24 protein-coding genes are annotated in these 23355 nt (G+C 42.0%); 7 read left to right on the plus strand and 17 right to left on the minus strand.

What is annotated here, in order from left to right; genetic code table 11:
- Positions 1-58: 58 nt before the first annotated feature.
- The 6 genes from GC098_RS06015 to GC098_RS06040 form a co-directional block, all read right to left on the minus strand.
- Complete coding sequence (locus tag GC098_RS06015) at positions 59-931, minus strand: DMT family transporter (protein ID WP_171641909.1); 873 nt, start codon at positions 929-931, stop codon at positions 59-61.
- A 185-nt stretch (positions 932-1116) separates the two neighbouring features.
- A complete protein-coding gene (locus GC098_RS06020; protein ID WP_171641911.1) occupies positions 1117-1974 on the minus strand; it encodes an alpha/beta fold hydrolase in 858 nt (285 codons plus the stop codon).
- A gap of 189 nt (positions 1975-2163) precedes the next feature.
- The gene (locus GC098_RS06025) at positions 2164-2391 is read right to left on the minus strand and encodes a YolD-like family protein (RefSeq protein WP_171641913.1); all 228 of its coding nucleotides are present in this window, start codon (positions 2389-2391) and stop codon (positions 2164-2166) included.
- Between the two features lie 233 nt (positions 2392-2624).
- A complete protein-coding gene (locus GC098_RS06030; protein ID WP_171641915.1) occupies positions 2625-3341 on the minus strand; it encodes an ABC transporter ATP-binding protein in 717 nt (238 codons plus the stop codon).
- Positions 3338-4465 carry an ABC transporter permease gene (locus GC098_RS06035; protein WP_171641918.1) on the minus strand — a complete coding sequence of 376 codons (1128 nt, stop codon included), beginning with the start codon at positions 4463-4465 and terminating at the stop codon, positions 3338-3340. The genes GC098_RS06030 and GC098_RS06035 overlap by 4 nt, the downstream gene beginning before the upstream one ends.
- Positions 4466-4697: 232 nt before the next feature.
- Positions 4698-5306, minus strand: a complete 609-nt coding sequence (locus GC098_RS06040; RefSeq protein WP_171641920.1) for a TetR/AcrR family transcriptional regulator — start codon at positions 5304-5306, stop codon at positions 4698-4700.
- 221 nt (positions 5307-5527) lie between these two features.
- On the opposite strand from GC098_RS06040, the gene GC098_RS06045 reads away from it, so the two are divergent.
- A complete protein-coding gene (locus GC098_RS06045; RefSeq protein WP_171641922.1) occupies positions 5528-6286 on the plus strand; it encodes an SDR family oxidoreductase in 759 nt (252 codons plus the stop codon).
- A gap of 141 nt (positions 6287-6427) precedes the next feature.
- On the opposite strand, the gene GC098_RS06050 is transcribed toward GC098_RS06045, so the two are convergent.
- The gene (locus GC098_RS06050) at positions 6428-6901 is read right to left on the minus strand and encodes a MarR family winged helix-turn-helix transcriptional regulator (protein ID WP_171641924.1); all 474 of its coding nucleotides are present in this window, start codon (positions 6899-6901) and stop codon (positions 6428-6430) included.
- Positions 6902-7033: 132 nt separating this feature from the next.
- On the opposite strand from GC098_RS06050, the gene GC098_RS06055 reads away from it, so the two are divergent.
- Genes GC098_RS06055 through GC098_RS06065 form a run of 3 tightly spaced genes read left to right on the plus strand, consistent with a single transcriptional unit; the run spans position 7034 to position 8869 of the window.
- Positions 7034-7618 carry a DUF3238 domain-containing protein gene (locus GC098_RS06055; protein WP_171641925.1) on the plus strand — a complete coding sequence of 195 codons (585 nt, stop codon included), beginning with the start codon at positions 7034-7036 and terminating at the stop codon, positions 7616-7618.
- A gap of 23 nt (positions 7619-7641) precedes the next feature.
- On the plus strand, positions 7642-8226 hold the full coding sequence (locus GC098_RS06060) for a DUF3238 domain-containing protein (protein WP_171641927.1): 585 nt from the start codon (positions 7642-7644) through the stop codon (positions 8224-8226).
- A 16-nt stretch (positions 8227-8242) separates the two neighbouring features.
- Positions 8243-8869, plus strand: a complete 627-nt coding sequence (locus GC098_RS06065; RefSeq protein WP_171641929.1) for an FMN-dependent NADH-azoreductase — start codon at positions 8243-8245, stop codon at positions 8867-8869.
- Between the two features lie 173 nt (positions 8870-9042).
- Here the strand turns inward: GC098_RS06065 and GC098_RS06070 are convergent, their stop codons facing one another.
- Complete coding sequence (locus tag GC098_RS06070; RefSeq protein ID WP_171641931.1) at positions 9043-10242, minus strand: FAD-dependent monooxygenase; 1200 nt, start codon at positions 10240-10242, stop codon at positions 9043-9045.
- Between the two features lie 243 nt (positions 10243-10485).
- Here GC098_RS06070 and GC098_RS06075 point away from each other — a divergent pair, with 243 nt between their 5' ends.
- Positions 10486-11259 (plus strand): TetR/AcrR family transcriptional regulator, encoded by a 774-nt coding sequence (locus tag GC098_RS06075; RefSeq protein ID WP_246358450.1) that lies wholly within the window; start codon positions 10486-10488, stop codon positions 11257-11259.
- A 657-nt stretch (positions 11260-11916) separates the two neighbouring features.
- Here GC098_RS06075 and GC098_RS06080 read toward each other — a convergent pair.
- Positions 11917-12654, minus strand: coding sequence for an SDR family NAD(P)-dependent oxidoreductase (locus GC098_RS06080; RefSeq protein WP_376773842.1), 738 nt, complete (start codon positions 12652-12654; stop codon positions 11917-11919).
- Between the two features lie 477 nt (positions 12655-13131).
- Between GC098_RS06080 and GC098_RS06085 the strand changes: the two genes are divergently transcribed.
- Positions 13132-13794 carry a TetR/AcrR family transcriptional regulator gene (locus tag GC098_RS06085; RefSeq protein WP_171641935.1) on the plus strand — a complete coding sequence of 221 codons (663 nt, stop codon included), beginning with the start codon at positions 13132-13134 and terminating at the stop codon, positions 13792-13794.
- Between the two features lie 90 nt (positions 13795-13884).
- Here the strand turns inward: GC098_RS06085 and GC098_RS06090 are convergent, their stop codons facing one another.
- The 8 genes from GC098_RS06090 to GC098_RS06125 form a co-directional block, all read right to left on the minus strand.
- Positions 13885-16347, minus strand: coding sequence for a glycoside hydrolase (locus GC098_RS06090; protein ID WP_171641937.1), 2463 nt, complete (start codon positions 16345-16347; stop codon positions 13885-13887).
- A gap of 19 nt (positions 16348-16366) precedes the next feature.
- Positions 16367-17224 (minus strand): metallophosphoesterase, encoded by an 858-nt coding sequence (locus GC098_RS06095; RefSeq protein ID WP_171641939.1) that lies wholly within the window; start codon positions 17222-17224, stop codon positions 16367-16369.
- A gap of 128 nt (positions 17225-17352) precedes the next feature.
- A complete protein-coding gene (locus GC098_RS06100; protein WP_171641941.1) occupies positions 17353-18744 on the minus strand; it encodes a sensor histidine kinase in 1392 nt (463 codons plus the stop codon).
- Complete coding sequence (locus GC098_RS06105) at positions 18737-19384, minus strand: response regulator transcription factor (RefSeq protein ID WP_171641942.1); 648 nt, start codon at positions 19382-19384, stop codon at positions 18737-18739. Before GC098_RS06105 ends, GC098_RS06100 begins: the two co-directional genes overlap by 8 nt.
- A gap of 58 nt (positions 19385-19442) precedes the next feature.
- On the minus strand, positions 19443-20384 hold the full coding sequence (locus tag GC098_RS06110) for a phosphotransferase (protein ID WP_312879996.1): 942 nt from the start codon (positions 20382-20384) through the stop codon (positions 19443-19445).
- Positions 20385-20400: 16 nt separating this feature from the next.
- On the minus strand, positions 20401-20856 hold the full coding sequence (locus GC098_RS06115) for a pentapeptide repeat-containing protein (RefSeq protein ID WP_171641944.1): 456 nt from the start codon (positions 20854-20856) through the stop codon (positions 20401-20403).
- 178 nt (positions 20857-21034) lie between these two features.
- On the minus strand, positions 21035-21211 hold the full coding sequence (gene rpmF / locus GC098_RS06120) for a 50S ribosomal protein L32 (RefSeq protein ID WP_029193705.1): 177 nt from the start codon (positions 21209-21211) through the stop codon (positions 21035-21037).
- Positions 21212-21332: 121 nt separating this feature from the next.
- Complete coding sequence (locus GC098_RS06125) at positions 21333-22241, minus strand: DMT family transporter (RefSeq protein ID WP_171641946.1); 909 nt, start codon at positions 22239-22241, stop codon at positions 21333-21335.
- A gap of 168 nt (positions 22242-22409) precedes the next feature.
- Here GC098_RS06125 and GC098_RS06130 point away from each other — a divergent pair, with 168 nt between their 5' ends.
- A complete protein-coding gene (locus GC098_RS06130; protein ID WP_171641949.1) occupies positions 22410-23252 on the plus strand; it encodes a TrmB family transcriptional regulator in 843 nt (280 codons plus the stop codon).
- Positions 23253-23355 lie beyond the last annotated feature (103 nt).

Below are 23355 nucleotides of genomic sequence, written 5' to 3' on the forward strand. Positions count from 1 at the left end.
GCATTTTTCAAAAAAGCTGATCGGCAAAATAACACCCATCAGCTTTTTTTTCTGATACTTATTCTTTTCGAATGACCAACAGTACACCAATAAAGATGAATAGGGTACCTATTCCAAAAGACAGGCCAACTTGTTCGCCTAATAATAGCCACCCTAAAAAAGTACCGACAATAGGCTGGAAAAAGAAGAATAATCCACCACTTGAAGCGTTAAGCATTTGCAGTCCACGATTCCAAAGTAAGAAACCACAAGCAGTCGAAATAATTCCCAAAAATAAAAGACCACCCCAAATAGATGGATGCATCATGGCTTGAAAATCGAGCTCATCTAATCGACTTATTGTAAAAGGCGTTAGTAAGGCGATTGCCACAAGAGTGGCATAGCTCGTTACGACAATTGGTGAATATTGCTCTGGTACTCGTTTAATAAGAACAGACATAAGTGACCAAGTTAGTGCTGCAATAAGCAGTGATACGCCACCAAGTTGATGAGAGAAATCGATATGGGCATTTCCAACAATAATACACACGCCGATTGTTGCTAAAACAATAGAAACAGCCTTTTTAAAAGTAATTTTTTCTTTTAAAAGGATACGCGCAAACAGCACCATAAATGCAGGTGTCGTTGAAGTAATAATGGCCCCCATTTGTGCATTAGAGAGCATCGTACCCACTTCTTGGGTTACGATAGAAATTGTATTTCCAACAAGCCCAATAATGAAAATTAAGAGCCAGTCTCGTTTTTCAATCCGCCATGATTGTTTGGTTACAACGCCAATAATTAGCAATGCAAACATCGCAATAACATAGCGAAGCCATACTAATTCAAGTGGTGGTACAACGTCTACCACAACTTTTACCACCACATACATCCCGCCCCAAATACTAGCAGCGAGTGATAAATATAAAGAACCTAATAAGGTTTTCCTCATTTTGTACCCTCCGTTTTTTCAAGACATTTCCTGTCCTTAACGGAGATGTAGTTATTCTACCGTTAAGGGAGAATAACTGCAGGTACATCATTTTCAAATAATGGTGACCACATCATCAGCTTTCAGCTCACTTTCAAAACGTTTATTTGATTATACAATAATATGGTCGATTTAGGCACCAAAGTTCAACTTAGAAAATACCGCTTTACATGCTGCGCCACTTCTACCGGTGCGTATTTGTTGTCCGGAGCGAGATGATCTAGATTTGGTAAAATCAACGTTTGTGTTCGTGAAATTGTTTCATCCAATGCGCGAATCATTTGATGTACAGAATCTGGACTCTTCCCCCCAGAAATTAATAGGACATTCGCATCAATCATTTGGTAATTAGGGAAAGTGGATTCCAAGCGTTTCACTTCTCTGTGCTCTATTAAATTTTCTGGTAATAGATTTTCTATTTGATTCCAATGATTTCCGCGTATCACCAAACGTAAAATAAATTTTGCATACCATTTCGGCAACCGTTTTAAGGGAGTGTGACCTGAACCCCTTACAAAGCTGGCAAACGCCCCCCTGAAATCTTTCTTATTCATGTCATTTTCATATTCAGGCAGCCAATCCCAATCCGTTGGTATCGACTTAATTGAAACGCCAGGTTCATAGACGGCCATTTTCTTAAACGTATTTGTTCGCGCAGCTTCCAAGGTTACAAGCCCACCGTAGCTATGACCGAATACATAGTTTGCTCCCGTTGCTTCTTGTACGCTTTTTACATCCTCACACTCCTTACGGATAGAGTAGTCAATCCCTAGCGGTCCACTCATTCCACGCCCACGTCGATCCATAACATGGACTGTAAAGGAATTCGATAATTCTTGGGCAAACTTCGTAAAATCATTCGAAGTACTAAGCGCCCCGTGAATCACAATGAGACTCGGCCCCTTACCTATACTTTGGTAGCCAATTGTGGTTCCGTCCGTCGAAACTACGGTTGAATGGGTAAACGAATCCAAATCGTTCGAATTTATTTTTACACTTACCATATCCATTTCCCTCCCCTACAACCCAGTCTCCAGGTTGAATAATACTAGTGTTTTCATTATATAATGACGACACTGCTATTCATTCAAGCGCGGGTATGAAATCACACTCCGTCTTGAGACCGAACCAAAGAAAAAAAGACATGCTGATTTCCCAGCATGCCTTCCTTTAGAACTGTCCTTGCAAAAGTACTACTCCACCAATTCTACATTCAAAATATCGTCAAATGCTACCCAATCCGTACCATTTTCGTGGGATAACTTTACTCTTCTAATCTCTTGATCAATTTTGGTTATTAGACCTGTAATTTGCCCATCCCCAGCCTCATTATAAATCTTTACAATAATAAATTGCTGGCTAAGTAAGGCATTAGCCATTACGTTGGCTATCTCTTTATTCTCACGATTACTTATACTCATTAGTACTCAACTCCAATCCCAGAACATTTGTTCTAAGCCTATTATACTTTTAGTAGGATGAGTGGTAAAGAGTTAATGGTCAATCCTTTATTTCTTAGAACAAAGGGCTACTATCCTGCCTAATACGCTGAGCCATTGATCATGTACTGGACCCCACAAAAGAAACAGCGGCGGACTAGGACTCAAAAATAAGTCTTAGACTGCCGCTGCTATTATTGTGGCTCCACTACTCGTCAAACTAACACTGAAACGTGGGTTTGGGCACTACTTTTTTGTTTTTCGATTAGTTTTCCATTCTCAAGAAAAAGCACTCGATCACAAAGAGGCAGTATTCGGTCATCATGAGTAACCATAACCGCGCTCTTTCGCTGATCCTTTACTTGCTTCGCGATCATACTCACTATATCGTGCCCTCGTGAGGCATCTAAGCTTGCTGTTGGTTCATCTGCGAATAGGACAGCTGGGTCATTCATTAAGGCTCTTGCAATAGCTACCCGTTGACGCTCCCCCCCTGAGAGTTTATCAGGATATGCGGTTCGTCGATGAGACAATCCCATCTTATCGAGTAACTCTTTAGCACGTTTGGTTGCCTTCGCCTTTTCCATCCCGGCAAGCTTGCTTACTAAAACTAATTGTTCTTCAACTTTCAAGTACGGAATCAAGTTAGCGCTTTGAAAAATAAATCCGATTTTTTGAAGTCGTAGATCAGAAAGTGCTTGCTTGTCTTTACCGATAATGGATTCTCCATCGAGTAGAACATGCCCACTCGTTGGTTCAAGAAGTGCTCCTGCTATGGACAGAAACGTACTTTTGCCCGAGCCTGAAGGGCCCATTACCGCGACTAGTTCACCTTCGGCCACCTCAAGGTTTAGCTTATCCAAAATCGTTCTTTCCATACCGCCATCCTCAAAAGTCCGTGTAATCTCCTGTAATACAAGTCTGTTTTTCATGCTGCTGTCCTCCCAATCGCATCCAGAGCGTCAATTTTGGCGACTTTCCATACCGAAAATAGTGAACCGGCCAAAGACATTGTTATAAAGGACAGGCAAGTAAGTGCCAAGGTGGAAAAGCCTAATTGAAATGGCATGGAACTTGGCAATACGGCCTCAAACAATTGAACCAATAGGACGCTAAGGACCAAACTGCCGACCGATAAGACCAACACCTGCAGCGTCACACTTCTAGCTAGATAGGCAGTACGTGTACCGATGGCTTTCAATATACCAAATTGACTGGTTTTCTGAATCGTGATGACATAAAAGAATACAGCCAGTACAAAGGCAGAGATTACAAATAAGAATACAATCATCATCATAAGCGAACCTTGCTCTTCTTTGTAACCAGGAATCCCAGATACGGCCTCAGACTTCGTTATCACTTCCGTATTGGGCAGCGCGGACTGAAGCTCCTTAACTTTTTCTTTCGAGGCTTTAATGGCAACTGCATTGTAAACTTTACTGTCTGCTGCTAATTCAGTTCCTTGACGTGTAAGTGTCTGCGCTTGAAGATTAAGCCAGTCCTGCTTATTTAGAAAGACAGCAGGAGCATGACTGAATGACTCGTTTTTTACAAATCCGCTTACAGTCCATTTTGTTCCCGAAGCTTGATCTACAATGATTGAGCCAATTTTGACTCCAGAATTAGACAGCTTTTGATCAACAAGAACATGTCCTTTTGTCTGATCCGAGATGGGTGAACCTTCTGTTACTGTTGGCGCCAGCCAGCTATCGAGATTAACGGCGAGCAAAGCAACATCAATCTTCCCAGTATCTCCTGATGGAACAACGGTTGTCATTTTCAGACCAAGTGGCTCTGCATTCTCTTTCCCTACTAGTAAGCCAGTCTTTTCAACCTGATTCTGATCGACCTGGGATCGGGTGAAACGGTGATTAGAGTCTTGTCCTAAGACAAAATGTGTTGCATCCATATTCTTAACAGAAGCGGCGTTGTCATACGCAAGCCCCTGTGCAAGCCCAGTGACGAACATAACAAGAAATGCAACCAGCACCATAATTGTAGCGATCAACGAATACCGTGCCTTAGCAAACCTCATTTCTCGAATAGCTAGAAACATTGTGATTCCCTCCTTCGTAATGACTACAGTATAGGAATCGAATATGAACGGAAAATGAATAACAGGTTACAGCTGAGGTAGCGTTACCTGTATCCGTATTTAATCCGAATGCTCAAAGTAAGATTTAAACATAAAGTACACAAAAACAAGCTTACCCTTAGGATAAGCTTGTTTAAAGCAAATCTGCCTGTTTACTCGCGGCTGAGCAGCTCTTTTTCTAACGGCATATTCGTTACCTCTTCGTCGAGCCTTTGATCGCGGTCTTCGCAACAGTCGGATGATAGTTGATGATTTTCACCAACTGCTCCTGCATGTAAGTCGGAGAATGCTTAAAACCGCTCTCCACCCAATGGAATATAAGCCCCAGCAACGCATTAAGCGAATAAATAATCAACAGTTCTTCATCGATGTCCTTTCTTGTATAGACAAGCTCCTCAGTGGAAATCTTCTTCAGCGCGATGAACATTTTCTCCCGGAGCGCCATTAGCATGTCGCTCTTCATAAACACGGTGTAAATCGTGGAATGCTCATAGATATGCTCGAAAAGCATAACGGAATGCGCCTTGAGCTGATCGACGTGGAAGAACTCTACCTTCTCGTACGGTGCGCGGAAGGAGAGCAATAATTTCTCGATCAGGTCGGAAATAATATCGTCAAGCAGTGTATCCTTGCTTTCATAATTGGAATAGAACGTCCCGCGGTTATAATTCGCAAACTCCACGATTTCCGTAATGGATATCGCCTTGAACGGCTTGTCCGCCATTAGCGTCAGCAGCGCATGCCGTAAGGCCGCCCGGCTGCGGACGATGCGGCGGTCCGTTTTTTCCCCTTTGTCGGTCATGCCTGTTATTCCTTTCTTTACGACTTATTAAACAAAATTAGCCGAGTTGTTCGTTACCTGACAAACTTATCATTTTTACTGATTGTAATCCCTTTCAATACTTCATTATACTCGAAGTAACGGATGTTCTCTATTGAACATGTGTTAATTATCTTTTAGGAACAGCCGGGATGATTTATCAAATGAGTTAAATAATAAGAAAACGATGGAGGGATTTCGTCATGAGATTATCCGGAAAAGTTGCTGTTGTTACTGGTGCCGCTTCAGGCATGGGAAAAGCCATCGCGGAATTGTATGCTGCAGAAGGGGCGAAAGTTGCTGTGTCCGACCTTCGCGTTGAAGCCGCGCAAGCCGTTGTGGACGGGATTACCACCAAAGGCGGCACTGCTTTCGCAATTGCGGCTAACGTCGCTAATGAAGATGACGTCCAATTGCTTATTAATACAACCGTCGAGAAGTACGGAACAGTAGATATTCTCGTTAACAACGCCGGCATTATGGACAACTTCGTACCAGCCGGAGACCTGACGGACGAGCTGTGGGAACGTGTCTTCGCAATCAATACAACGGGCCCGATGAGAACGATCCGCAAAGTTATTCCGATCTATCTGGAGAAACAAAGAGGTGTCATCGTTAACATCGCTTCCGCAGGCGGCTTGATGGGCTCCCGTGCCGGTGCGGCTTATACAGCTGCGAAGCACGCGGTCGTCGGTCTTACGAAAAACGTCGGTTTCCAATATGCGCCTAAAGGCATCCGCTGTAATGCCATTGCGCCAGGTGGCGTCAATACCAACATTGGCACATCCATCACAAGCCCGAACCCATTCGGTATGGAAAGAGCGATGGCCGGCATCAACCTCAACCCACGCGCAGGCGAGCCGGAAGAGATCGCAAAAGTGGCATTATTCCTCGCCTCCGATGATGCAAGCTTCGTAAACGGAACAGTTGTAACGGCCGATGCTGGCTGGACCGCTTATTAAGATACATCACAAATTAGGAGCAGGTCGCCGCGGCGCCTGCTCCTTTCTATAAATAAAAACATTAAGCCCCAGGTATAGCCACTGCTTAATGTTTGAGTTATACATAGATACTTTAATTGATTACCTTCATAGACTATATATTTACCAAACAGGTCTTGTCCTCGATGATAATTTACCTTCATTTGCTATATGAACTAATTTTGTTAAATCTTCTTTGAGCATATGCATTCGTTCGATACCTATATTTTCAATCCAGCGTCCCTCAATCTCAGTTAGTATCTTCTCTTTTGCTTTCACTACTGACCAACCTCGTTCGGACAAAACAATAATTTTCCCCCTTTTATCAGTGGGATGATTTTGTCGTATTACATAACCACTATTCTCAAGATAATCCACCATTTTACTTACAGCCTGCTTTGTAATGCCTAAAAACTCAGCTAGTTCTATACCTGTTGCTCCACTAGGAGTGATACATTTAAACATAAAGCCATGTGCAGGTCTAATATCTCCAAACCCTAATTCGCTCAATCTGTCATGTAGTTCATCAATCAATGCACTAAAGGATAATGACAAAAGTGATGTAAGATCCAATTCACTATATATGGGATGATTCATCCAAAATACCTCCTTAAATAAAGTCAATTAAGTTGACTTTATTTAAATCGTATTGTACTATATCAAACATAGTCAATCAAGTTGACTATAGGATTCACCGAAATAAAAATCAATAAATTAAGGAGGTTTCTCATGGCTACTATCGTTAAAATTAGAGGAAGTGTCTTTGCACCGTATGCTTGGTTGGAACCTATTAAAGATTCTGCAACAGGAAAAATACTGGAATATGCTGGCGATGCACGTGAATTCACACCATACGCTGTAAACACAATGCGGTCAAGATTAGAACAAGAAGTGATTATTGATTTTTATAAAAAAGAAATTTTTACACATGAAAATGCTTGTATCGTAACTGTGAAAGTCACAAATCCAGATGGTTCTATTGATTATAAAAAAGGAAAAGCAGAGACAATAAACATTATATGTACTAATATTGTGTGGCGCTCTGATGAAGTTTCTTTTGAAATGAGGGCAAGTGCCAGTAACCCTTTAAATACAGCAGCACCTGCGGCTGACTATTCATTAACTCTACGTGTTAGCGAAAGTGGTCTGGCGCAAATTGAAGGTTCCCATGATGGGTTCCCCTGCTATGAATTTTATAAACAAACAGATTTTGGCCCATTTGAATTAATTTATAAACATGATTTCAGAGAAACTGGTGACACTCCAGAAGCGCTAGCCGGAGAAATGGAATACAGTTTTAAATTGACAATCTAGATATAAAACCAGAGGTGTATCTCATGACTAATATCGTTAAAATTAGAGCAAGCGTATTTATTCCTATGTCCTGGACAGAACCAAGGAAAGATATTCAAACCGGAAACGTAATCCAATTCGAAGGTGACTCACGTGAATTTAACCCTTATGCTGTAAACACTATGCGTTCCAGAATTGAACAAGAAGTAGTTGTAGATTTTTACAAAAATGAAATTTTCTCATATGCGAATACTGGCATATCTACAGAAAGAGTCACAACTCCAGATGGTTCCGTTAATCAACTAACAGGAAAAGCTAGTACAGACGGTATTTTGTGCACAGATATTCTATGGAGTTTTGATGGCGTCAAGTTTCAAATGAGTGCAAGTGCTAGCAACCCATTAAATATATATGCACCTACCGTTGACTATTTATTAACCGTATATGTCCAAAAAAATGGGATTGTCGATATTCAAGGTGCACATGATGGATTCCCTTGTTTTGAATTTTATAAGCAAATAAATTTTGGGCCGTTTGAACAAATTTATACACATGATTTCAGAGAAACTGGTGATACACCTGAAGCTCTAGCTGGAGAAATGGAGTATAGTTTTAAAAAAATATTATAAAATCGAGGAACAGAAAATGACAACAGTTTTATTTGTAAAAGCAAACAATCGTCCAGCCGCACAAGCGGTTAGTGTGAAATTATATGAAGCTTTTTTAGCGAGCTATAAAGAATCACATCCAAATGATACAGTGGCAGAGCTTGATTTATACAATGAAGATTTGCCATATGTAGGGGTAGATATGATTAACGGTACATTTAAGGCTAGTAGAGGACTTGATTTAACAATAGAAGAAGCAAAGGCTGTAGCTGTTGCTGATAAATATTTAGATCAATTTCTTGCAGCTGATAAAGTTGTGTTTGGTTTCCCGTTATGGAATTTAACAATCCCTGCTGTATTACACACATATATTGATTACCTAAACCGCGCGGGCAAAACATTTAAATATACGCCGGAAGGTCCAGTAGGTCTTATTGGAAATAAGAAAATTGCATTATTAAACGCAAGTGGCGGTGTATATTCTGAAGGACCAAAAGCTGAAATGGAAATGGCTGTTAAATATGTAGCAAGTATGATGGGCTTCTTCGGTGTAAAAGATATGGAGACAGTAGTGATTGAAGGTCACAACCAATTCCCTAATGAATCAGAAGAAATCATTGCCGCAGGGCTTGAAAAAGCTGTTAAAGTAGCAAGTACGTTCTAATTTATTTATAACTACTACCCCAATAAGGTGTAAAATCGATCAAGCGGCATAAAAATGGCTTCCTCTATCGTCTAATACGACGAAGCGGAAGCCATTAAAAATATTACACCTACCCTTTTGAGGTTTCAGCTGTATACCTCGAACATTGAATCCCCCATTTTCGAGTGTTTTTTCTAATCATATTCCTTTAATGTGATCCCCTTAGCGGCTTTGGCAATCATTTTTACAACCATTTTAAACATGACGGTCATCAGGAATGGCACCCGCAACATCCAATTGCGCAGCAAGATTTTGAAATGTGAGTTTTCGACCATACTTTCCGCTGCAAAAAGTCCTACCTTCTGGTTCTTCTCCGCAAATGTTCTCATCTCTTGTTCGTAGAGGGCAGAAGCTTTGGCGTAATCACCTTGAGCAGCCTTCAGCTCTCCGGCGAGTACATAGGCTCCGACTAGCGCAAGGCTAGTACCTTGACCGGAAAGTGGGGACGGGCAATATGCCGCATCACCTACGAGCGCAACACGACCTTTGGACCATGTCGGCATTTGGATCTGGCAAATCTCATCAAAGTAAAAATCTGGCGCGTCTTTCATCGCATGCAGCAGGTGCTGTGTTTCCCAGCCCATTTCGTTACCGAAGACGCTGTTGACAAGATTTTTTTGTTCTTCCGCATCATGTCTGTCGTACGTTAAGGTCCCCGATTTGAATATGAATAATCCTTTCGCCTCCGTATTGTCACGTGCGCTATATATGCCCACCGTTTTGCCGGGAATCGTATATAACTGCTGATTGTGATCAAGATTGAGATAATTATCAGTGGTAAAGATCGCGATATAGCAGCCAAGCGTACGTTTAAACTGTTCTTCTTCGCCAAAAGTCAGTCTTCGAACGTTGGAATGAAGACCGTCCGCGCCAATCACCAAGTCGAATATCTGCGGCTTGCTATGGGCAAATCGAACCTCTGCACCCGCTTCAGTTTCTTGAATGGCGGTAATTGAATCCCCCCAAATGTAGTTAGCCTTATCCTTAGTTAGATTGTACAAAATGTCACCCAGATCGTCGCGCATGATTTCGATGTCCATGCCGTGCTCATTCCCCACACTCGCCTCACTCAATCGACCTTCAATCTTGCCGCTGCTGTTCACAAAATAAACGCCCGTCATGTGTGTATCTGCCGCACGAACTTGTTCGAGAATGCCCATTTTCTCAAGTACTGAAATGGCCGCTCCGCGGATATCTACTCCGTAACCGCCCTTACGTAGTGCGGGAGCACGTTCCACGATTGTCACTTCGAAACCGTAACGGTGCAGCCAGTAGGCAAGTATAGGCCCTGCAACGCTAGCCCCGGAAATTAGAATTCGTTTTGCTTGTGTCATATTCGTCTCACTCCTATTATTTTATTGAAAATAAGTTAAATAAAATTCGTCACCCAAAACTGTGTATTGTATAAACAGTATATATCGCATACAATTAAAATACAATAGGAATTTTGCTGAGGGAAAATGCCACCTAAGCAAGAATCTTGACTTTAATTTCTGAATTGTTTAAGTTAGGTAAATTCGGATTTTATTTTGAACGTTGTACTTTCTATAACAGAAATAATGGAGGAGGGCGATTCTATGGATAACGAATTTGAAGGAGGTCTGCCGCGCGGTGTGGCTCTCAGTTGGGGGTTAGTCAAACCGCCCCAGAGAGGACCGAAACGGGAGATGAGTCTGAAGCAAATCGTTGATTCGGCCATTGCCATAGCTGATAAGGACGGGCTTTCCGCCGTTTCAATGAATCGTGTCGCTGCATCCTTGGGATTTACGACCATGTCTATCTACCGGTACGTTCCAAGCAAGGATGATCTTGTGCTTCTTATGCAGGACGCCGTATGCGATATCTTCATCTCGGCAGAAAGCGAATCTGCACATTGGCGCGAAAATATGTTCAATTTTGTTCGGACCCTTGTCCGCTGTTACCTTGACCATCCTTGGCTTTGCGATATCCCTGTCTCGGGTATCCCGATGACGCCAAACAACCTGCGGATTGTTGATTGGGCTTTGCAGATAATGAATGAACTTCCTTTAAATCATCAGGAAAAAATCTCAATTGTCGTCTTATTAACGAATCAAGCACGTGTTTACGGCTTTTTTAAACGGGATATAGATCGGGCCATCCGGACAGGCGTTAACACGGGATCGGTCCCTGGAGTCGACTATAGTGCAACGCTCAAACAGCTGGTTACCGCTGAACGCTTCCCTTATCTGCAGCCAGTCGTTCAAGCGGGGGGATATTCCGCTGAAGAAGAGAGTGAAAACGATAATGAGAAATTTTATGGGAATGAATTCGATTTCGGTCTCGAAAGGATTCTAGACGGAATTGAGCATTACGTGATTTCGAAGACATGATGGGGCCGGGTTTATCTGCTCAAGAGCATGTGACCTGCAGGAAATGATTATCAGTAGGCCAAGCAAAAAATAACCAGCTTACGCCTGCCTTAGTCGAGAGGGCAAATGGGCTATATAATAGTTACCAATGTTGTATTCTCTACAACAATTCACACACTTTTTACAACATCATTCAAACGTTATGCAACTGCCTTCCTAATTCTCCATTTCTAACAAAAACCAGAAAACAAAACCCAAACAAATATGGTCAATCAACGAAAGATTAGACATGCATCCACAGCATGTATCCACAATCTCACTCAGCTCAGCAAAATCCATAGCACCCCAAAACATATAAATGCTTATCTGTCAAGGATAAACGACTCCGTCGTCCTCCTGGGACGAGCGCGTTTGTCAAGGTAGATGCGAAGCAAAAGTATAAAACTTATACTTTCTTATCTACAAACAAAGGGCCCGTACGGAAGTTATCCACTTCCATACGGGCCCTTTTTAATAAAGAGGGTTCAATGCGATTGTCCGGTATCTTCATCTTGCCGATACAACATCGCAATCGCTCACTTTTTAGATATTTAGATTTAACCTTATCTTATTTTCACACGCGGGGTCTTAAACTGTCAAAACGGCTAAAGTACGGATTTCAGCTTTTATGTTGAACGCCTACAGAGACAAGCCACCATCCACCAGGATAATGGAGCCAGTCATATAGCTTGAAGCGTCAGAGGCGAGAAACGACACGACCTCCGCCAGTTCCTCTGGCTCGGCAAACCGTCCCATCCGCATGTTCGGGAACTCCTCCGGCACATAACCACTCTCCTGAAGCTGCTGCGGCACACTTGCCGTAAGTCCGGTCGCCACGCCGCCCGGACATATCGCGTTGACCCTAATACCCTTTTTCACATATTCGAGCGCTGCTCCCTTGGTCAGTCCAACTACGCCATGCTTGCTTGCACTATACGCAGCAATACTGTGCTCCGCCCGTACGCCAGCCGTGGAGGCGGTATTAATGATATTGCCGTAACCTTGCTTCTCCATCACCTTCAAAGCGTACTTCATGCCGAGAAAAACACCTTTGAGATTGACATTCATAATCCGGTCAAAATGCTCTTCGTCAATATCCTGCAGCAGTGAGAACTTCTGGATAATTCCCGCATTGTTGAATAGGCAATCGATTTTGCCATACGTCTCAAGCGTTTGGTTCATGTACCTCTGCACATCCTCGCTTTTAGATACATCCGCCTGCACGAAGATGCCTTCTCCGCCTTGTTCCTTGATCAAACGCAGCGTTTCCTGACCAGCTTCCTCATTAAAATCAACGATTGTAACCTTGGCTCCGCCAGCAGCCAGCTTAAGCGCGCTGGCTCTTCCAATTCCTCCGGCTGCTCCGGTCACGATGATAACCTTGCCTTGGTGCGATAATGAGCCTGCGGATTGTGCCTTTGGCGCGGCCGACACCGGCTTGACGGGAGACTGAACGATGTCCACCGAGGCCAAATCAGCTTTCAAAGCTCCCAGCCTATCCTCAGACAAGCTTACCTGGGGCATCGCCGCCAGTTGATCGAGTGTAAGCATCGACGCCATCTTGAAAGTCGGCTCGCTAACATATTCCGGCAGATGCTTGGCTAGAATTGCTGCCGCTTGTTCGTTAGCCAGAAGCTCGCCAATTGTCCATTTTTCATTGAAAGACATGTTAAATAACCTCCTTAAATGATTCCATAAATTAATTAATGATAGTTAGACTATCACTATAATATACAATATATCACCACCTTGATCCCCACACAACTTCTAATGATTGGCAGAGTAATTGACAGATGCTATCAAGTTTGTTAGCATGTCTACACAATCAATCAAGCAGGACGGAGAAGTGAAATATTGAACGCAAAGATCAGATATGAGCAGGAACGCCGCAGCATCAAATCGATGCGCGAGGAAAGCATTATGGCGGCAGCCAAAAAGCTGTTTGTCCGCAAAGGCTTTGATAAAACAACGATGCAGGAGATTGCGGATGAAGTGCCGCTCGGCATCGCCACCGTTTTCCGGTACTACTCTAAAAAAGAGAAGCTGATCGTGGCGATTGCGAGCGCCATCATCGCTTCCCAATGGGAAGCCTTCCGCTCCGTGAGCGAAATGAGCGGTTCCTGCATGGACAAGCTCGGCTATCTATTTGATCTGTTCATATCCTTCCATAAGGAAGAGCATCGCGAGAACATACAGCTTATTGAAGCTTTTGAAAGCTGGGCTTCCCTGGCTTATGAGCAGGAAGATTTACTGGAGGAATACTATGCGGTATTCGAGAGTAATAAACAACTGTTTAGAGCGATTATTGAACAGGGCCGCACCGACGGCTCCATCCGCAACGATATTTCCGTCGACGATACCTTGATGACCCTGATCAACGTTTTCGGAAGCTTCGCCAAAAAAGTATCCACGTCCTACAATCTAGTTGTTTTCAAAGAAAATACTGGAACGACTGTCCAACTGCAAGTGTTGAAGAATGTTTTTTTGGACTATTTACAGCCGTCGAGCAACGCTTGATATAACGAGAAGTGGCGATAACCTTCGGGTCATCGCCACTTCTTATTAACTCACTTTTGAATAGTATATCTTGCAGATGTTTTTGCTTGACTACGGTGTGAAAATTTGCTTCTCGCCACTTTCCAACCAGTGAATCCATACGCTTTGTGTTGGAATGGTCGCATTCGTATAAGCAAAGGCCTGAGATGAATAATTCGCAACGATTTCCAGTTTATTCCCAAAAGTAGTTTTTTGCACGAGACGATCTGGAGAAAGCCAATCAAATTGCGTCATTTCTAATAGTGCAGCTTGCTTATGCAGCGGCGAAAAGAAATTGTAATATTTCTCGATGGTTTCTTTTTGCTGATCCCATGCTTTAAGATTCAAGTGATATAAAGGAGGTACCGTATACAACAATTCGGTTAGCGAACGTGATTTGATCTTGTCACTAACTTTTAAACTTCCCATTCCCCAATGGTGTGTAGTAATCACTGAATCGTGATAGACGAGCTCATACAATGGAAATTGGAACTGAGGATCGATATAAATTTTATCAAAGATTGGCTTTAGTGGTACAGGTTTGATAAAGACATCTGGGCCCTCAGGAGGCCAGTAAGAACCGAGATAATACTTGGAGGATTTATCTCCTAGGTCTTTATCCATCCAGGCGCCGAGCGCCGGAGTTGTCATGCCGTGAGCAAATGCCACTGATGAAGCCGTATACCATTCACCCTTTTCCGTGCCCACTACCATCTGCTGATTAGCAAACCAATTTAATCGTTTGATTTTGGCATTCATATCGTCTTGCTCAGTTGCAGGATGATCGGATGAATAATCCTCGTGCAATTGGCCGTCGCCATCCGCGTCAACGAACCATGAGTTCAATTTCGTATTATTCATAATGGTCGAATACCGTTTTTCTATATAAGTCATCGTGACAAGCGGACTTGCCGTATAGCCTTTCTTCTGGAAGCCGGGGACTTTCTTTCCATTGGCACTGACGATAGCCCCATGATCATACAACCACTGATCAAAAATGGCTGTCGTAAAAGAGGGATCTGCCGGGTTAACTGGATCCAGAACCGTGTTGTAGGAATCATAGGTGCCTGCTAAATATCCCATCGATTCCGCTTGTTTCACAAACTCAGGGTGTTTGTAGGCCATCTGCCAATCGGATAAGCCCAACCAAAGGCGGTCCAAACCAGCAGTTTGAAATTGTTTTAACATTTTTGTAGATATCCCATCCCCCCAGGAGTCCACTGGTGTAAATATTCCTGGAAACGCATCGAAAAGCAACAAGTTATTTCGCTGGTAGAGTTCCGTTTCATTTAAGGTGGAAACAGACTTGTTCAACAATATCTGCACGTTCGGATCCAGATGGATGTCCTTCCATGCTTCCTCCTGATAGAACTCTCTCTTGCTCAGTACATCATTCAAGCTTCGTGTGACGGACATATTTTGAACTTGATCGGCATAATTTTGTGAAGCAATGGCTGAGAGCGTAATCTGACCATCTTTATCAAGCAGCTGCCAAACTCGTTTTCCAGGAGAAAGGCTGCTCGATTTGGCTTGGTCGGCAATTATTTTGGCAAGTTTACCCCAATCCGTAATATCCTCGGGAGATAAGTTTCCGCTCCCCCACATATACACATGAGCAGCTCCGAGCAGCTTCTGGACAGCAGGATTTTGCTTGATTTTATCCTGCAGTGTTACGAATTGTTTCCTGTCCATGAGGGTTTGACGAAAGATTTTTGCAGGTTCACTCAAATTCTCCATTCCCAAGTAAATGGCTACTCCATATGGCTGGCGAACAGATTTGGCAGTGAAATCATGCTTCACACCTAGCCCTAATTGATCATGATCGTTCGTAAAATAAACCGAATCATTGAACGGGTTGTCAACTCGATAAGTCAGCGTATAGTCATCACCTTGCACTCCCCAAAAAGGCATGGAAAACGCTTCGTTTAGTGAAGATTCACCGCTATCCGTTAGGAATTGAATCCATTCCTTGTCCTTTGTTGGCACGTAACGACCTTCTGCGAGCGGAAGCAGCATGGCTTTGCTGTTCAACTCTTTTCCGAGAACTGGCCACGTGACGGATGTTTCTTTGTTTGACTCCACCTTAACTTTTACCGATTGATTAATAACTTGAATAAGTACCTTTAAACCCTCCGAAGGAACTTCCCAACTAGCGCTTCGACTGCCCAGCTTCAAGTTTTGAATCTTGATTGCTTGTTGAGCTTGAGAAATCGTTATCAAAGACTTACCAGACTTTCCTACCTTAAACTCCCAGGTACTTGGGACAATTCGAACAGTCATGTCATTCGTTAGTAAATCTATTTGCGATCCTGTTATCTGTTTTTCGTCCGGTAAAGGTTCTATTTGAGAGGCATCGGCGGTATCCAAACCCCCAATTTTAGTAGTATCCATCATTTTTGGGGCTAATTGTGGTGAAGAAGAGGGCTGAACGGATACCGGATCCAGTTTTATTCGATCTGCGGTGGTGTACACATAGAAACCTACAGCCACCGTAATAACAACGATTAAACTTAAAATACGAAACTTATTTCGCATAACTATATTCATCTCCTGACTATTTCAAAGATTGTCGCTTTAACGTCATTACTGTGAATTCTGGCCGGCAATTAAAACGTAAAGGAATTCGAGTCATTCCAATACCACGTGTTGTATAAACCTGTAATCGACTATTTGGAATTTGATACAAACCGTTTGTATATTTGCTCCCATGAGGAGGCGTGTATAGTGCCCCAATCAAAGGGATACAGATTTGTCCTCCATGACTGTGTCCTGACAATTGAAGATCTACTGGAAATCGGCCATATTGTTCGGCAAAGTCTGGTTCATGTGCGAGGAGAATGGTGCAAGAGTTCTCAGGTATGTGAAGTAACGCTGCATCGATATCTGGTGTTCCGACCCAAGGATCATCTACGCCGGCTACATAAAGTTTATCCTTACCCTTTCTAACTGCAGCATGCTTGTTATGCAGTACTTGGAATCCTGCTTGTGATAACCCACGAGTAACAGCTCGCCGATTTCCAAAAGCATCATGATTGCCCAAAACGGCATACTGTCCAAAGGGGGCTTGCAACTGGGATAGCGCAGCTACAGCTTCTGAAATGACCGTTACCGACCGATCCACGAGATCTCCAGTAAAGCAAATCAGATCTGGCTTTATTTGACGAACACGCTCCACCAATTCCGATAAATGTTCTGGTTTCGAGTTGAAGCCTAGGTGTAAGTCACTAAAATGAACAATTCGAAATTGGTGAAAGGCTGACGGGAGGTTCGAGAGCACAACATCTACATGTTTGATTTCAATCCAGTAGGGTTCGATCCAATGTGAATAAATGCCTGATAAACCAGCAGCTCCAAACAGTCCCAAAGCCCCCTGAACACTCTTCTTCAGAAAATCTCGTCGACTAATAGACATTGAAGTTAATTGCATACTACCTCCGATCTGTCATCTGTCCGAATCACAAGAGCAATCATAGTACCCGTATGTTACATCAATATGACAAAACGAAAAAAAGACATCGCAACATGATTTGTCGCAATGCCTTATTGAACTTGCTTACACACGGGTAACGAGAAATGAAACTCAATTTCTCCATTCTGAACATGGAGTCCAAACAGTGAATTATGTTTTTGCAAAATAGTTCGTGCAATCGACAAGCCTAAACCCGTTCCGCTAAGCAGCTTATTGCGGGAGCTCTCCATAACGTAAAATGGTTCCCAAACGTTATCCCAATGAGATGGCTCCCCATTTGCAACTCCATTGGCAATCGTGAAAAGCAGATCATTCCCCCTATTTCCGATCGTAATCTGGATCTGTCCATTGGAAGTATATTTCAAAGCATTGGAAATAAAATTGTTAAGCACCATCTCAATCTTCTGCTCGTCTGCCAATACCCATGAATCTTGAAGCAAGCTGTCATCCACAGAAATTTCAACATGCTGCTGCTGAATAGAAATACGATGCTTCTGCAATATTTTATGAAACAAAGGCCTGAAGTCAAAGGGTGTTATCTGATATTGTTCCGTTTGCAGCTTGGAAAGCTCAAGTAATTTGCTGATCAAACCCGAAATATCATCCGTTTGCTGCCCGATGACATCCAAATAAGTGCCATCGTCCATGCCATCTTTGATTCCCATTGTGTAGGCTTTAATTAAAGAGAGCGGAGTTTTCAACTCATGTGAGATATTGGCAATAAAGTCGCGTAAATTTTGATTTTTCTCTTCCATGGCTTGATGTGCTTGCTTTAATTTATCACTCATCTGATTCATACTCATCGCTAAAGACTCAATTTCATCACCGGTTTGAATATCAACTTTTGTGAACGATAACTTTGAAATCCCCTCTGCAGCTTCTTGTATTTTGGTCAGCGGTCTAACAATTTGTTTCGTAAATAGCCCTGACAATAGAATCAACAGCAGAAGCTCTCCGATATAGACGTATACGTTAAACTGATTAACGATGGCTAGTGTATCAGTTGGATGCGATATCGATTCACCTACAACGAAAATATAAGTATCTTTTTTCAAAAAAGTAACGAGGAAGCTCGATTTCAATTTTTCTTGATTATATATTTTTCTAACCATGTTATTTTCATTAAGTTTTGCAATACTTTCTTCCGTTATCCAGAATTTACTCAGCGTAATTCCTTTTTTGTTCAATTTATCACTAATGGTCGTATTTATGTTCTCATTTTTTTCAAATATCGATGTATATACAATGGTTACACCATGCTTATTTTCAATGACTTCGACATCGCGCAGTAACTGACTAGTTTCCATGATTCCAAGTTGTTCGGTTAGTAAAGCTAGCGCGTGCTTCTTTTGGTACAAGAGATATTTGGATAAGAAGAACGTATTCATCCCAAAAGAAAAGATAGAAACAATAACAAACACCAGTGAAATTCGCAAAATTAACTTTTTATTTAACTTATTCATTCGTTTCTTCCAAACTGTAACCCATTCCTCGATGAGTCTTGATCCGATGATCGCCGACTTTCTCCCTTAACCTCCGGATATGCGTATCCACCGTTCGTTCTTCCCCAATGTAATCAAAACCCCAAACACCGTCTAACAAAGCTTTTCTAGAGATGATAATCCCTCTGTTTTCAATCAAATATTTCATGATATGAAACTCTTTATGGGTAGCTTGCAAGTCCTTGTCATTTCTGAAAATCTTTTGACCTTCCATATCTATTTTTAAATCGCCAATGAAAATTTGCGTATCCATATGCAATAGTTTTTTGGCTCTCACAATCAATACCCGCGGGTCAAATGGCTTACTCACATACTCATCAGCGCCCGATTGCAAGGCAATCAGTTCATCTTCCGCCTCGTCTTTTGCTGTTAACAATAGTACTTTCGTTTTACTTTGTTTTTTAATTTCCTTGCAAACCTGTATACCGTTCACCTTAGGCATCATCCAATCGAGAATCGCTAAATCAATTTTATTCGTATAGAAAATCTCTAATGCCTCTTCACCATCCTGTGCTAGAAAGGTATTAAAGGATTCTTTTTCAAAATAAGCCTTTAAAATCTTGATCATGAAGGGTTCGTCATCGGCGATTAATATATTCATAAAAGACTCCTTATTAAAAACCTATTTTATCATAATTCTCCATATCTGTAGGCTTACATTAAGGTAAACGGACTTTCCAATAGTCCCATGCTTTTAAGTAATCCGATAAATCATGTGGATGATGTTTTAAGCAAATCCCGATGCGACAATAAAGTTGAATAATCACTTCTTCTATAAGCCTTGATCTTTCTATAGGGTCATGAATTAGTAAAGAGTATGCTTGAAATAAAGTTTCCAAGTTCAAATCGTCAGGTGAGGAGCAAAAAGCATACATAAAATCATATAGCACGGGTCCGACAATCGGTGAGGGATCAATGACTCCAGTTAATGCTTTTTTATCAAACACGAAATTATGGACACCACAATCGCCGTGAAGCAAATACCGTTCTTGCCCTTCTCCCTTCGATATGTTTTCAACAAATGATTTCACTTTATTATAATCCTCAATAGGTAATAGACTCCCAACATTAATTCGAGCATATTCCACACCCTGATCAATAAATTCACGCCAAGTTTGACATGGATCTTCCAACCAGAAGCCCCACTTGTCTGTTTTTTGATAAATTACATAATGATTCAAAAGTTCTTTGACTATAGCTGTTAGCCAATCTATTTTTGAACCACGATTATAATGGGTTGTACCCGTAATGTATGAATATACAATGAACGCTTTGTTAGGTTCAGTATAAAGAAGTTTAGGTAATAAAGTACTTTCTCTATACGTCAGTTGTAATTGTTCTACCAAGGAAATATTTTGAGGGCTATCCAGCTTCAGCACATATTTGGGTTCGTCGTTTACTGTCAGAGTGTACACGAGTCCTTCCGTGGTCCCATTCATCTTATTAGTAGCTATAGCAGTTGATTCTATTACACCTGTTTTGCTAAGATCTTTAATGATTTGTTTAACATCTAGTCTTAGTGCCATTTTTACTTCCCCCGAATCTTTCAATATATCTAAGTTTCCTGTCCGTTTAGCACAACAGGCCACCGAACGAATCACCGGTAGCCTGCTTGATCTAGTCCCTATTTTTATATTTCTCTATTAAATCTTTAATCAAAATCCCATCAATTCTTAACCCGTCAATATTACAATTCTTGAGTTCCACGTTCGTAAGTTTGCATGAGTCAAATATGGCGGTACTTAAATCACTGTTTTTAAACATTACGGGCTCGACATTTACCCAATTTCCCGTACCAGGCTCTTCAAGCAAATGACTTTTTTCCGCTTTAGGACGAACAATATTCTCAAATAAAGTTCCTCCCATCTGAATCATATTAATAGTTAAACCCGAGAAATAAATATGTTCCCATTTAGAATTCACAAAATTCGTATGCGCAAATGAAGTGTCTCTCATATCAATATCATTAAAAGATGCCTCTTTGAAACAGACCCTATTTATCTCTTCGTTTCTTAAATCCTGCAATTCCAATCCATTATTTGAATCCAATACTTTCTTTTCTGTAAGTGGCATTGCAAACGTCCTTTCATAATGGATTATTTATTTGATTAAACTAAAATATACTTTTCGTTAAACATTTAATATTTCCTTTTTATGTAAAAATATTTTCTCCATTTTAATTATGCTTCCCGTCTTTATAATACAAAAATGACACTCTACTTGTAGAGTGTCATTTAAGATGCAATTCATATTATTGAGCTTTTACGATCTCTCTACCCTTATATGAACCGCAGTTTTTGCAAACATGATGTGCCATTTTTAATTCTGCACATTGTTCACACTTCACCATTCCTGGCACAGCCAGTTTAAAGTGAGTACGGCGCTTATCGCGACGTGTTTTGGACGTTCTTCTTTGAGGAACAGCCATAGTCAAAACACCTCCTGTTATTTCATAAATCAACAAGAGATATCATAGCGTTCTCAATATACTTTGTCAATGTTATAGATTCTAAGTAACCGAATAATTGACCAGTTTCCTTCACTATAGTTCACTTTTCCCTCACACTCAGAATAACCCCAACAATTATAATCATTCCACCGATCAAATCAAATATATGCAAGACTTCATTTAGGAATACGGTTGAGAATAACACGCCAAAAAGAGGAACGAGGTTCATCAGAGCCATTGCAGTACCGGAACTGAGGTTGCGCAGCCCATAATTATAAAGCATAAAAGCTGCTACAGAGCAGAAAACCCCAAGATAAAGCAGCATCCAGAGAGACTCTACGCTAGGCACCTGCCAACTTGACCGCTCAATCAGTGCAAGCGGAATAAATGCAAGTGTCCCTGCAATCGTCTGGTAAAACGAAACGGTTACCATTGAATAGTTTTTGACAACTTTGCGTGTGGTAAAGTTATAAGCGGCAAACACAACGCCCGCCAGAATTAGAATTAGGTTACCCGTCATCTGTCCTGAACTCTCCCCCGAACTGCCGCCCGAAATCTGATACACTCCGACAATTGCCATCACAATCCCAAGCCCCTTCAGCCAGGAGATTTTTATGCGAAAAAGAATGAACTCAAGTAGCGCTGTTATGGCCGGGTAAGAAGCGACGATCAGCGCGGCGCTCGATGCCGTTGTCAGCTCAAGCCCGATATTCTCCAGCGCAAAATAAAGAGTCGTTCCCAGTATTCCGCTCAGCGCCATCAATCCCATATCCTTCGGTGCAGGCTTTATAAATTCTTTTCTAGACAGCATAATCGCTCCTAAAATGATCGAAGCAATTACAAAGCGTGCCGCCCCCAATGTGAGAGGTGGAAAGGAATTGTAGGCAATCTTAGTCCCAACAAACGAAGTGCTCCATAGCAAAATGGCAATAATGACGGCGATTAAGTAAAGGCTGCTTTTTTGGGCCTTTACTATTAATACCTTTTGGAATTCATTTGATGTATCCATGCTGTACCTCCAAGCAATTCTAAGGAAACGAATGTAGTAGCTACTTTTGTAGCAACTACATCAATGATACAGCATTGGCACTATTGTCTGTCAAGTGTAATAATGGAGTAGATCGGATAAGTGAAAGAACCGGACTTATGTACGATGCGGAGGCTAGGAGGTTAAAAAATGAAATTAGAAATCATTAAGATGTTGCAGGATTTGAATTTTACCGAATATGAAGCCAAAGCGTACCTGGCGCTTCTGGATAAATCACCTTTATCGGGGTATGCGATTTCTTTGAACTCGGGTGTACCGCGTTCTAAAATTTATGAAGTGCTAAGCGGAATGGTGGAGCGCGGCGAAGTTATGGTCAGTCACGAAGATCCTTCGTTGTACACGCCACTGTCGCCACAAGAGTTGATCCGGCTGAAAAAAAGCAAAATCGACTCCTCCTTCGAAGCTGCTGAAACTGCGCTTGCCCACTACTCTTATGTATCCTTAAATCGGGAAAACATTTGGAATATTACCGGGTTTGAAGCCATTTTGAGCCGGGCGGCGGAAGCGATTAATCGGGCGGCTGGGCGTGTTTTGCTAGAAATCTGGACAGAAGAAGCTAAGCTACTGGAACCGGAACTGCGGAGGGCTGCGGAACGAGGCGTCGAGATTCTGATCATCGTCTATGGAGAACTACAGTTCGATTTTGCGCAAGTGTACCCGCACGATTCGAGTGAAGAGATTACACGGGAATACGGCGGCCGTTGGATTGTGGCGAGCATAGACGACCGCGAAGTGGTAGCCGGTATAGTTTCTCTTGGAACGGACAGCCGCGCCGCTTGGACCATGCACCCCGGTCTCGTCATGCCGATCACCGAGGTCATCATCCATGACCTATACATCTATGAGATTATGCAAGCGCACCGTGAAACGCTAGAACAGACATTCGGACCCAATCTGATCGAACTGCGAAAAAGATATAACTTCGGGCCAACTGGCTACAGCATGGCGATGAGGCTAGGTTTTGGAAATTAACTTAAAAGCTAAGGAACTTTTGAAGAAACGCCGTATCTTACCTCAAAGGTTGATACGGCTAATAAACCATTGCCTGTAATTAAGAGGATCTTAAATAGTCTCT

Origin of the sequence: Paenibacillus phytorum (assembly GCF_013141715.1) — a bacterium.
Taxonomy (GTDB): Bacteria; Bacillota; Bacilli; order Paenibacillales; family NBRC-103111; genus Paenibacillus_E; species Paenibacillus_E phytorum.